1 protein-coding gene (cut by a window edge) is annotated in these 12256 nt (G+C 73.6%); it reads right to left on the bottom strand.

All coding sequences use genetic code 11. The features are described 5' to 3' along the window. Positions 1-12256: the end of a protein-glutamine glutaminase family protein gene (locus tag ABT345_RS10035; RefSeq protein WP_345088169.1), read on the bottom strand. Its footprint extends 28109 nt past the window's final position; 12256 of the gene's 40365 nt are visible here — the last part of the coding sequence; the start codon falls outside the window, past its right edge; the stop codon is at positions 1-3.

Raw genomic sequence — 12256 nt, forward strand, 5'->3', positions numbered from 1 at the left:
TCACTGTCCGGCTCCGGGGCCGGGGGCCTGATCCACGGCGGTGTCGGAGAGCCCGTCCCAGTTCACCAGCGCCTGGAAGTCGGCGGGTGAGCGGGAACCGAGGACCGGGGTGGCGAGGAAGTTCGCGCCCTGGAGGATCATATCCAGGCCCGCGCCCCCAACGGGGTTGTCCCCGGCCGTGGTTGGCGTCCCGGACGCGGCCGGGTGGCCGGCCGGCAGCTGTGCGCGCAGCCGGCGTTCCAGCTCCGGGTGGCGCTCCAGGGTGCCCGTGGCGCTCAGCGTGTCGTAGGTGATCGTGGCCCACTCCGTGCCGCCGGTGCCACCGCCGTTCTCCCGGGCCGTCAGCTCCTGCCGCAGTTCGCGGACCATGTCCCGTTCCATCGCCTCCAGGCTGTGCGCGCGCAGGGTTTCGCTGAAGTTGCGCTGGATGGCGTCCGCCTCGCGCAGCGAGCGGCACTGCGGCAGGTTCGGGTGGGGGAAGTACTGCGCCCAGGGGTCGGTGACGACGGTGATCGCGTCGACGGGCAGCAGTCCGCCCCCGCCCGTCTCCTGCCAGCCGCCCGGATTCTCCAGACAGGTGGCGATGAGCGCGGTGTGGACCTCCTCCAGCGAGCCGATCAGCCGCAGCCCCTCGTCCTGGGTGACGCCGATCGCGGCGAGCCATTCGTCGCCGGTGACCGCGCCGATGCCGAGGGCGGGGTCGAGGACCATGAGGACGACGCTGCCGTCGATCCGGCGCGCGGGGACCGCGCAGGCGATGTGGTAGCCCCAGGTGATGCGCCCGGGGCGGGTGGCGTCGGCGCCGGCGGCGTTCGGGCTCTCGACGTGAAGCCGGGGCGAGGTCCGGGCCACGGTGATCTTGCGGACGGGCGCGTTCCACTGCTGGAGTTTCAGGGCGATGTGGTGCGCCCGCAGATAGCAGCCGTCCTCCGGGTGGCCGTGCGGCAGCGGCAGTGCGCCCAGCTGGGGGTCCTCGTACTGCATCCGGGACAGGTCGTCGAACCAGCTGTGCACCAGCTCCATCGGCGCCGTGTCCATGGTGCTCAGGCCCAGGACGTAGGAGATCTTCTCCCCCTCCTCGGGCGCGAGGGCCCGCAGCTCGTCCTCCAGGTCGGTGTGGTGCACCGCCGTCCAGGCGTCCTGGACGGCCCACAGCTTGCGCAGATCGCGGTGGAGCCCGTCGAGCAGGTGCAGGGCGGTGCCGGTGTCGTACCTCGGGAAGGACAGGTGCCGGCCGAGTTCGGCGGTGAACGCCATCACCTGGGGCAGCTGCTGCGGCAGCTGGTACGGGTCCACCACCACGGAGCCGAGCGGGTCGTCGACGGGCTCTGCGGGGTGGCCGAGCACCGCCATGAGCGGCTGCCACCACTGTGGGCCCAGCCGGTTCTGCGCCACCACGCGCCGCACCGCGTCGACGGGGGTGACACCGGTGTACGCCCGGAATTGACGCTCGAAGTCCGGGTCGGGAGCGGTACGGGGCCCCTCGGCCGCGCCGAGGAGGTTCAGCAGGTCCCGGGGCGGTACCGGATTCTCCATCAGCAGGGCGACGGTGCGGGCCACCGCGCGGACGGTCGCAAGACGTTGGACGACCGCCGCCTGGCCGGCGTCCAGCCCGGCCACGGCGCGCCGGGGCGGCGGCGAGCCGACCGTGGCCGTCCGCTCCAGCCCGGCGAGCACGGAGGCGAGGGACCGTGCGTCGGCCAGGTGCCGCCGGATGATCTGCCGGTTCCGCTCCTGGCCCGGGGAGAGCAGCGTGCCGGTGGCCGGCCCGCCCCCGAGGCCGCCCCGCCGCGGCTTCGGCGCCCCGGGCGCCCCGCTCCGCGCGCTGTGCAGGACCTCCGGGCCGGACGCGGCGCGGCGGGCCGCGTCCCGCAGCAGTTCGGACACGCCCTTCCCGCCGGCGGCCGGGGGCGGAGTGCCGTGCGGGCCCGGGGGTCCGGCCGCCGCGCGGCGGGCCGCGTCGCGCAGAAGGTCCGTCACGCTCGTCCCGCCGCCGGAGGCCGGCGGCTGCGTGCCGGCGCCGCCCGGGGTGGTGCCCGGCGGCGGTCCCTGGACGGCGCCGCCCGGCGGGACATCGGGCAGCGCGTAGTCGAGGACGTTCCCGGTGCGGGTGTCGACCGTGACGTTCAGCGCGAACGGCACCTCGGGCCCCGCGGCGACGACGTACGACGCCGCGCCGGCCGGCGGTGCGGTCCGGCTGTTGCGGGCCGTCAGGTACGCGGCGACGCGCAGCCGGTCGGTGCCCCAGCCGCCGGGCAGGAGCCGCTGATCGTACTGCCGCCCCCAGGCCCGCGGGGCGAACCGGTCGCGGAGCTGACCGGCCAGCCGCGCGGCACCGGAGCCGTGCGGCGCCGTGGCCGGGCCGTCGGACAGTGCGCGGACCTCGGCGTCGGCGGGCAGCGCGGTGACCTGGGCCGCGGCCCGGGTCCGCAGCGCCGGGGCGAGGTGTCGCGCCGCGTCTTCGGACCGCGGCTGCCAGGCGGCCACGTCGTCGGGGACGGGGACGAGCCGCCGCACCCCGGCGAGGAGGGTGTTCACTCCGGCGGCGGTCGGTGCGGTGCCGAACAGCCGTCGCGCCGCGCGGGCGAGGTCCGCGTCGTCGCCGGTCAGGAGGGCCGGCAGGGCGTCGTCGGCCGGGTGGGCGCCGGGCTCCGCGGCGGTCACCGTGAAGGTGACCGGCAGCGTCGTGCCCTGGAGCGCGTTGTGCACCGTGTCCAGGTGTTCCCGGAGCCGGGTCAGGGCGGTGTCGTACCCGGCGTCGCCGATACCGCTGCCCGGTACCGGGCGGGGCAGGGCGACGGAGAGCTGCACCACGCTCGCGCCGTCGGCCCGCAGCGCGTGCCGGACGGTGAGGCGGACCGGGCCGCCCGCCACCGGCAGTTCCACCACCGCCGGGGCGGTGCGGGCGATGACCGCGTCCTTGGCCTCCGGCCCGAACTGCGGCTGGAGGTGGCGGGCCGGGCGGACCCACTGGTGCGCGCCGTCGCGGACGTACCCCTCGATACGGACGCCGTTACCGGTGCCGGTCCACAGGTAGCCGCTGCCGTGCAGGGTGAACCCGCCGGATTCCAGGGCGTTTTCGTGGGCGTCGGCCACGGCGTCCCGCAGGGTGCCGGAGGTCCAGCCCGCCGGGAAGATCTCCTTCCACTGCCCGCCGACCGGGCTGTGTTCGGTGCCGTCCTCGGCCAGCAGCCGGACCTTGGCCATGCGCACGCCGTTGTCCGTGTGCAGCCAGTCCCCCTCGTTCGGCACCTGGCCGGCGCCCCGCAGCAGCTTCGTGCGCGGGGTGTAGACGATGCCGTGGCCGCGCTGCTCGTCCACGTCCTGGAGGAAGCGCCCGGCGAGGCCGCGGGCCCGGTTGCCGTGCAGGAGCAGTTGTTCCAGCTGGGCGGTGAAGCGGGGGGAGGCGCTGCCCGCGCGCGGGGCGGAGATGCCCGGGCCGTCCGTGGTGGTGACCTGCTGGTCGGTGGCGGTGATCTCCTGTTCCGTTGTGCCGCCCTCCTGCGCTGTGCCGTCGGCCTCCTCCGTCGTCCGGCCGCCGCTCAGCACGTCGAAGATGTCGTCGCCGCTCCGCGCCGTGTGCGGCGGGGGCGGGGTGTCCGCGCCGTCATCGGCCTGTTCGTCGTCTCCGGCGCCCGACGCGTCGTCGCTCTCCGGCTCCGTGTCGTCGCGGTCCCGGATGTGGCTCTCCAGGATGTCGCTGCCGCTGTCGTCGTCCTCATGGGGGACGGGATCCGGTGCGGGCGGGGCGGCGGGGTGGGGCTCGTCGATCCAGAAGTCGAGGACCTTCCCGCTCCGGTCCGTCCTGACCGTCATCCGCAGGTCGCTGCCCGGAATCCGGCTCACCGGGAATGCCTCGAAGACGTCGTGGTCCAGGTTGCGTCGTGCCGTTCGGAAGGCGAGGAGGCGGGCGTCGGCGGCGGTGAACCCGCCGGGCAGGAGGGCCGTCACGTCCTTGGCCCAGGCGAGCGGGGTGAACACGGTGCGGACCTGGGCGAGCAGTTCCTCGACGGTTCCCTCACGGGTGGCGAACGGCGCCAGCTCGTGGGCCCGGTACGCCTTGAGCAGCGCGGCCGCCGTCACGTCCGACAGCAGATCCTCCGGGCGACGGTGGCTGAGCGCCCCGACGACCGCGGCCAGGTCCGACCCCTGCGTCCAGTTGGCCGGGTCCAGGCCCGGCATCGGCGACGCCTCGCGGGCAGCGCGCAGCACGGCCGCGGCGTTCTCGCCGGTCGGTGCGAAGTGCAGCAGGTCCTCCGCGGCCTCCTCCGGCGTCTGTTCCTCCCACAGGGACATGAAGAACTCGACGTCTTCGAGGGGCCAGGCCTCGGATCCCTGGACCTTCTCGATGCCGAAGCGGGCCAGCGGCTGCCCGTCGGTCCGCGGCAGCGTGTTGTACATCCGGTCGATCGCCTCCCGGACGGCCGCGAGCCGCGCGGCCACCGCGCGTTCCTGGTCCGGGGACAGGTTGGGCGGCATCGGCACCTCCACGTCGAGGTGAAGGGCGAGGTCCTCGCCCTCCAGCACGACGTGCGCGAGGGAGAAGGCGATCTCCTGCCCATTCCTGCCGACCGGCAGCACGTGGGACTCCGGCAGCGACTTGGCGTGGATCCGGTTCGCCGCGGACGCCCGGCTCGCCTGCGGCTGGTACAAGGCGGGCCGCACCCAGATGTGCTTGCCCTGGAGGGTGTAGCCCTGGATACGGACGCCTCCGGCCTCGGCGGCCCACAGGTAGCCGGCGCCGAGCCAGGAGGTCTCCCCGACCGGCCAGAGGAACCGGCCGGATGTCAGGGCCGTGCTGTGGGCGTTCTGCACGTACACCCACAAGGCGGCCGCGTTCCAGTCCTCCGGGAACAGCAGGTGACGGCCGGAAAGCCCGTCGGACACGAACGGCCAGTTCGCCTCGTCGCCGGCGTCGTCACTCCTCAGGGAGATCGGCGCCTTGAGGAGCTTCACCTCGGCGAAGAGGGTGCCGTTGGAATTCCGCTCCGTCAGGAGTGTGTACCGGGTGCCGCGGCCCAGCTGGACGCCGTGGTCGAAGAGCAGATGGCCGCCCACTCCCTTGGCGCGGTCGCCGGTGACGAGGAACTGTTCCAGGGATTGGGTGATGCGCGGCAGGCCGTGGGGGGCCGGGCCGGGCAGCCGGTCGCGGAAGAGCGGTGCCTGCAGCGGCCTGCCCGTATCGGGGTGGGTCTGGTCCTCGTGGGGCGCGAAGTCGAGGATCTGGCCGGTGCCGTCGATGACGCCACGGATGCGGAGGCCCTGGTAGACGCCGTCGAACGGGGTCCGGCCGGTGAGCGCTTCACGGTTGCCGGGCCGCGCCCGCCAGTCGAGGAACGCCTGGCGGACCGCGTAGACGACCTCGTCCTCGGTCATGGTGTCCGGGAACATCATCACCGGCTCGTCCGGCCCGGTCGCAGGCCCTGCGAGGTTCCCGGCCGTGTCGCCGTGGATGAGGCCGTCGCGGCCGGTGGTCGGGCGGCTGGGGAACGTCGCCAGGTAGGTGTGGTTGGCCAGCAACGTGCCGACGGTCTTCGGGCGTTCACGGACGGAGGAGTGGTTGCGCGGCGCCATCCGGCCGGGCCGGTTCGTGGCGGCGTCGCCCCACAGCACCCGCCGGCGTACGTCCAGGGGCACGGAGATCATGGCCCCCTCGGCGGCGGACGGCAGTGGTTTCGGGACCTCGCTCGTGGTGGCCCGCACCTCTTCCGCTGAGAGCCGCCAGCCGTCCCGCCCGGGCTTCGGCCTGTCCGGCGAGGGATGCGTCCGCTTCGCCGGCGCCTTCCCCTTGTCCTCGGCGTCCTCCGGCTTCCGCGCCGGGGGGTTCGTCCCGCCCGTGGGGGCGTTCTCCTCGGACGCCTTTCCGGCCTTGCGCCGCGCCCGCTCGGCGGAGGCGCCGAGCATCGTCAGGTCGTGGGCCAGCCAGCGCAGGTTGGGGGTGTGCTCGCCGGCCACGTAGGACAGGTCGGATCCCACCACCCGGCCCCACATGTCGGTGTAGTGCGACGACATCAGCGAGCCGTCCTCGTCGACGGGACGGGACGCGCCCTCGCGGTACCAGTCCGCGCCACCGAAGTTGTGGCCGCCCTCGTGTGCGATCACGATCGTCTCGGTGTCGACGAACCAGTGGTTCATGTGGGGCCGGCCGTTGCCCGGGGAGAGCTTCACGAGATGGTGGCGGAGGGCCTTGGCCGCGACGAACTCCATGACGAAGTGGACCAGATCGCCGTTGGGGAATCGGTGGCCGACGTTGTGGTACCGCTTCATGGCCTCCTTGGCCTGCTGCCGCTTCGCCGCCACTTGCTCCGGGGTGACCTTCGTGTGCCCCGGTGTGGCCTCCGTGTCGGGGGCGAGGTGGATCCGGGTGGTCAGACGGCTGAGCCGGGTGCCGTCGCCGAGCTGGTGGCGCCGCAGCTCGAAGCCCTGGAACGGGAGGGGGCCGAGCGAGGTCAGCCACGACCAGAGCTGCATCGATCCCCGCACCTGGAGGGGCTCGCCGAGCGGGGCGCCGAGCGGGACCACCGTGAGCCGGTAGCCGGGGCGGAGCGCCGGGGCGCCGCCCGGTGCCCGTACCACGTACCGGTCGAGGTCCGGGGCCCGCTCCGCGGCGACGACGACACCGCGTGTCCGGGGCCGGAACAGCACCGGCGCCCCGTCCTTACCGGGGAACAGCGCGCTCGTGTCGTCGGTTTCGAAGCCCTGGAAGACGACCTCCACATTGCCGGTGGACGGCGCCTGTGCCGCGGCGGCGCCGGAACCGGTGGCCTGACCCTGCCCGGTGACCGGACCGGCCGTGCGGAAGTCCAGCTCCAGCTCCTCCCCCACCTCGTACGGCACCTGCTCCCCGGACAGCAGCCACCTGACGGGCTCGCCGTACGTGGGCAGCACCTGCATACCGGTCGCGGCGGCGGAGGCGGCGGCCATGGCGGACGGTTCGCGGAGGCCGAAGTCCGTCCAGAAGGAGGAGGGCTTGCCGTCGGCGAAGTCCATGACGGTGCTCAGGGCGATACGGGCGTAGGCGAGCTGCACGCCGTTGTCGGCGGCCTTCCGCAGCAGCTCGTCCGGTACCTTCAGGGCGCGCTCCGGGATCCGCTCGCCCCACGTCCCGACGACGCTCCGGTAGTCGCCCTCGGTGGCGGGCTGCCCGCCGGCGATACGGCCCACCGGGTCATCGGCGAGCAGCCAGCCGTCCCGCCAGAGCTGCTCCTCGATCTCCTGCCCCTTGAGCCTGCGGTAGGCCTCGCGGACCGCCTCGTCCGTCGCGAACAGCCGCGCCAGCTCCTCGTAGCGCCGCTGGTGGACGCCGTCGTAGCGGAAGACACCGCCCTCGGGAATCAGCGCGCGCGTGCCGGGGACGTGCGGACGGCCCTCGTGGCTGTCCTGGTAGGCGAAGACCGGGCCGCTCGTGTGCTGCGGCGGTTGCGGGGTCAGCTCGCCGTGTGCGTACGGCACGGAGGCGTACGCCTGGAAGAACTGGTGGAGTTCGTGGAAGAGAGCGCGGACCTTCCCCGCCAGGGAGTCGGGCAGCCGGGCGGGGAAGCTGCCGTCCCAGCCGTCGAGCCGCGCCAGGGCATCCAGGACGTGCGCGAAGACGCCCGCCGCGTCGGTCCTGCCGTCGAAGTACGCCTGGAACGTGGCGCGGGCGCCGTCGGCTTCCAGGGCCGCGCGGACGGCCCGGTCGCTGCCGAACAGCCGGTGCTGCTCGGGAAAGAGCTGTTCGGGCGGCTGCGTGAAGTAGTTCGTCCCGACGCTCAGCCCGAGCCCGTCCAGCAGCACCGCGGTGAGCAGCGCGTCCACGGGCAGGACCTGTCCGGCCGCCGGCTCCCTCGACCAGGCCAGCCGCAGGAACTGCCGGGCGCGGGCGATCCGGTCCGTTCCGGTCCCCTGCCGGTCGCGGGCGAGGGTGTCCTCGACGGCCTTGGCCAGCGCCGGGTCGTCCGTCCCGAAGTGGCCGAGCATCTGGGCCGGGTCGGCCCCGGCGCGGCGCAGTTCCCGCAGCACCGGGGGGCGCGGGGGCTCATCGAGCGTCCACGGCTCGACCTGATCGGTCAGGAAGCGGGCGACGGCGTCGTCGTGCCGCGGGCCGCCCCAGCCGTCGATCAGCCCGGAGTGCCCGTCGAGGAACGCCTCCAGATCCTTCCTGCGCTGCGCGAAGGAGGCCTGCGCCCCGGTCAGCAGCGGATGCCAGGACCGGTCGGCCTCCGGCTGCTGCGACTGCTCCCAGGTCCCCAGGTGGGTACGGAGCCGGCGCAGGGCGTTCCGGGCCCGGGCGCGCTCAAGCCCGGTCCCGTCTCCGGGGCGCGGGTCCAGCTCCTTCAGCAGCGGGAAGGGCACCGGGCCGGGGACGGTGGGCTGCACGGCCGGCGGCGGGCCCGCCTCGGCGACCGTCCCCGCCGGCTCGGCCGCGCCGCCCGCCGGCTTCTCCGTCCCGCCGGCCGCGTTGTTGCCCGGCTCGCCCATCGGGTTGCCGTCGAGCAGCTCCTGCAGGGTCATGGGGTTCGGGTTGAGGTAGGGCATGTCCTCCAGGGCGGTCAGGAAGTCCGGGAAGCCGGATCCGGTGTTCTGCGACAGATCCAGCGGAGGGGCGTCGAAGGAGTCGCTGTTGAGGAAGTCCAGAAAGCTCTGGTCCGGGTCGGGCAGCCAGGCCCCGCCCCCCTGCTCCGACGGCGGGAACTGCGGCTCCGAGGTGGACCGCAGAAGCCGTGTCGTCTCCGTCTGCGGCAGGTCGAGATCGAAAGCTTCCAGGTCGAGCGGGTCCGCCCCAGCGCCGTCCCCCATCGCTTCCAGCAGCTCCGGGTCGTTGAACAGCTGGTTCCAGTAGTCGTCCTCGGGCGCCTCGCTCCGGGGCCGGGTACCGGATTCGGAGGCCTCGCCGTGCTGCGTGGGGGCGACCGGCGGGCTGAGCGGGGCGGTGGAGCCGGCGGGCGGGCGCAGGAGCCACGGGTGGTGGGCGGCGAAACCGTAGAACGCCTCCGCGCCGCTGCGGAGCAGTTGCTGCCGGGCCGGCGAGAGCGGCCGGCCCGTCCCGTCTTCCCGGAGGGTGGCCAGGAACGTGGTGTACCCCGTGTCGACGGCCGGCGAGCGGTGGCCGTCCAGCGGATGGGTGCCGACGGTCGTGAGGAAGTCCGTCCAGGTCCGCATCCCTTCGATGAGGAACTGCCGTTGCTCGACGGTGAAGTCCTGCCGCATCCAGAAAGTCAGTGCCCCGGCCAGCCGCTGATCGGTTCCTGCCAGCTCACCGAGGAACGCGAACATGTCCTCGGGCCAGCCCTCGGGGCAGGTCTGCGGCACCGGAGGCAGGTCCTCGGATTCCCCGGTCAGGGGATCGAGGTCCGCCAGGTTCCGGCCCGGGGCGGTGACGTCGGAGGCGGGGAGGTCCGTTGCGGCCACCACTCCCCGGAAGGCCAGGTGCCGGTAGAAGCCGGACACGTGCCGCAGGTCCCCGAGCGCGGTCCGGGACTCCTCGGTGCCGAGCAGCCGGGGACCGTCGTTCAGCAGGTCGGCGCCGAGCGTTTCCAGGTAACCCCACCAGCGGGTCAGGAAGGTCGCCTTGGCGCTGCGCACGATGGCGCTCTCCTCGCGCTCCAGCCATGACTGGGCTTCCCGGACGGCGGTGCTCGCCGGGCCGAAGGCGTCCTTGAGGTCCTCCAGAAGCGCCCGTTCCCGGGGATGCCGGTGCGCCGGCCCGAGGGTTCCTGCCTCGTCCTGCACCGCTTCGGTGCCGCCGCGGCGCTCCGGCGCCCCTTCCGTGTGCGAGGTGGACCCGGTGCCCAGGGAGGCCATGAACCGCACGACCGTGGCACGTGCCGCCCGGGTGCTCAGCGTCGGGGACAGGAACTTCGAGCGCTGCAGGAACCGGATGAAGCCGCCGGTCCCGACCGCGGCGACCGGCTCCGTCAGCAACGACCGGCCGTTCTCCCGCAGGTACCGATGCCACAGCAGGACATGCCTGACCTCCGGGAGGCCCTTCCCCCGGGCCCAGCGCCGTACGGCGTCCCGCTCCTGCGCGTCGCCCTCCATCAGCTCCAGGACCTCCCGGATCGCCCGGGGCAACCCGAACAGGCGGGGCCCCGGGGCGTTCCGGAAGGGGTCCGTCTCGATGAAGCCGTGCTGCCGGAGATAGGCGTAGAACCTGCGGGGGCCGAACAGCGCCCGCTCCAGCTCGTGCCGCCTTCCCGTTCCCTGCCGCAGCTCGGAGCGGATCTGCGCCACGTACTCCGTGACCGTCTCCCGCGGCGGTGCGAACAGATCGCCTCCGGCGAGGTGACGCCACCACGACCGCAACCCCAACGCGTTCTGCCCCTGGGTGTACCAATTCACGATGTCGCCGAGGAAGGCCGCGGTCCGGTGAACCTCGTCGGCGCCCCTGCCGTGTTCCACCTCCATGTCGAGGAGGAGTGCCCGGACGCTGGGAGGCCAGCCGGAGAGGTCGAGGGTCTGGAAGATGGACGCGGGCGCTCCGGCAGGTCCGGTGGCCTCGGGTTCCGGTTCCGGAGTCAGGCTCAGGACCTGATCCAGGTGCGCGTCCACATCCATGGGCAGGGCCGGTTCCTGGCCGTCGTACAGTCCCAGGAGGGCGTCGAACTCCGGGTCGGGCGCCGGGAGCCCTCCGGTTACGGGGCCGTGCTCCGGGTGCGTGAAGAGGAACAGATCGAGCCCGAGGTCGAAGTCGTGGAGGAACCCGGCGTCACCCGGACCGGTGCCGTCCGCCTCCTGGTCCGGGGAACCGGATACGGCGTCCCGCTCCGCCGACCAGGGCGCCAGTGCCGCGTCCAGCTGATCGCGCAGTTCGGCCGCCCGGTCGTCGGGCACCCGGTGGGGTCCCGCCCCGTCCAGCTCCTGGCGGTAGGCCAGCGCACGGTCGGTCCACTCCGACCACGCCGACCGCATTTCGGCCGATACGCCGCCGTCCCCTGCCACGGCACGCAGCACCTGCAGCACCGCTTCCACGTCGTTCGTCCACGCGGTGGCGGTGTCCTCGCCCGGTCGCCCGGGGAGCAGTTCCGGGTGTTGGGACAGATGTCCGTAGAAGAGGGTGACCCATCCGCGCCGGGCCAGGCACACGCGCTTCGCCCCGGCACCCGTCGTGTTCTGGTGCGCCGCGAGGTAGGCGCCGAACTGCCCGTCCAGCATCGGCCGGCGGTTCGTGTTCAGCGGCCCCTCATCGGGGTTGCGGCCACGAAGGTAGTGGCGCCATGCCTGGAGGGCGCGGGCGCGCATGCCCCGCTCCCTGGCGGTCAGCGCCTCCCCGCCCAGCCAGCTGCGGACCGCCGCGGCGAGCTCGGTCTCGTTCTCCCGGTCCAGCTGCACCAGGAGTTGTGCCGCCTCTCCGATCCACTCCTCCGGTGCCACCGCGGCGGGCGAGCCCCGACGCGGTGTACTCCGTATACCGGCGGTGGGCACCGGCCGGGTGTCGTCGGCGCGAAGCCGGGCCAGCGCGCCATCGATCGCCCTGCTGTATTCGGCGCGCATGCTCACCAGGAAGTGCGAGGCCGTCAGGTCCCGCCACAGGTCCCGCCGGAACTGCTCGCCCACGGAGATCCGGACGTCCCTGAGGTTCGTCCGCGTCAGATTCTTGATCCGGAACGGTAGATACGCGGTGCCGGGCGCGTTGAGGAAGCTGCCCAGATAGCTGAACCACTTGGTCCAGGCGTCCCGCCCGTCGCGCTCCCGCGGCAACTGGGATGAGGTGTGCGGCACCGGATCCGGCGCCGTGCCCGGCGTGTCCAGCCGCCGCATCTGTGCGAGCAGCCGGTCGCGGAGACCGGGATCGGCATCGGTGAGATGCACCTCGTCGTCGGCGTCCGCGAGGTGGCGCCAGCCCTCGTCGAGCTGAGCGCGGGTGACCGGGCCCTCGTGCTGCTCGGCCCAGGCGAGGAAGGACTCCGCCTCGTCGGTGTCGTGCTCCTCGGCCGGCGAGTCCTCCGTGGCGCTCTCGTCGTCCGTCGGATGCCCGCCCGCATCAAGACCGTCGTCCTCCGGCATGAGGGGGCTCGGCGGGGCCGGCTCGGTGAACTCCGCAGCCGGTGTGACGGAGGGCTCGCGCAGGCCCGTACCGAGCGGGTCGAGCAGCCCGGGGTTGTCCCGCAGATACTCGTAGAAGTACTGGGCGGCCCGGACCCTCTGCCGCTCACGGAACATCTGCTGGTGGTACGCGTTGGGGCGGGAGGTCGCTTCCGACGCCGGCAACGGCTGCTGATGGACGCCGGCGCGGAAGGCCGCGTCGTCCTGGGGCGGGGTCACCCCCGACATCCTC

The sequence above is a fragment of the Streptomyces sp. NPDC000404 genome (assembly GCF_040300365.1).
GTDB lineage: Bacteria > Actinomycetota > Actinomycetes > Streptomycetales > Streptomycetaceae > Streptomyces > Streptomyces ramulosus.